1 protein-coding gene is annotated in these 730 nt (G+C 67.4%); it reads right to left on the bottom strand.

Annotated features, from left to right (window positions below; translation table 11 throughout):
* A partial coding sequence (locus IJ15_RS0124280; RefSeq protein WP_037136228.1) for an extracellular solute-binding protein occupies nucleotides 1-563 on the bottom strand: 563 nt, incomplete at its 3' end.
* Between the last annotated feature and the right edge of the window lie 167 nt (nucleotides 564-730).

The following is a 730-nucleotide window of genomic DNA, read 5'->3' as shown; positions in this document are numbered from 1 at the left end:
ATGGCCTGGAAGTCGGCGCCGGACGGCGACGCGCCCCAACGGCCCTTCCACTCCGGATTCTGCAGGTCCAGCAGCGACTTCGGCAGCTGGTCCGCGGCGAGCTTGTCCTTGTTGTAGACGAACACCGTCGAGCGGGCGGCGATGCCGGTCCACTTGCCGGTGGACGGCCGGAACTGCGCGGGCACCTGCTCGAGGGTCGCGGCGTCGAGGTCGGCGAACTGTCCGGCGTTCTCGACCAGTGCCATCGCCGGCGAGTTCTCGGTGAGGAACACGTCTGCGGGCGACGCGGCACCCTCCGCGACGATCTGGTTGGCGAGTTCGGTGTCCTTGCCGTTGCGCAGGGTGACCTTCACGCCCGACTCGGCGGTGAAGCCGTCGACCCATTCCTGCGTGAGGGACTCGTGCTGCGCGTTGTAGACGGTGATCTCGCCGGACGGTGCGCCGGACGCGGTGCCGGGGGTGTTCGAGGTGTCGGAGTCCGAATCGTTCGAGCATGCGGTGATGCCAACCAGCGCCGACGCGAGGAACGCCGCACCCACAATCCTCTTCCACGTTCTTGCCATGTCGGACCTCTCGTTGCTCTCACCGGCACCTCCGATGAGGTATGGCTAAGCAACTTACACCGCGGGTGGTGGCGGTCACATCCGTGGTCGACCTGGTGGGACGTAGGTCCCTAGCCGGGGAAACGGCTCGTGGGCAGGGCCCGGAACGGGAGAAGCCCCCGGTGACT

The organism is Prescottella defluvii (assembly GCF_000738775.1).
Lineage (GTDB): Bacteria > Actinomycetota > Actinomycetes > Mycobacteriales > Mycobacteriaceae > Prescottella > Prescottella defluvii.
The sequence above is the reverse complement of the archived record's forward strand: the minus strand, read 5'-3'. Positions and strand labels throughout refer to the sequence as shown.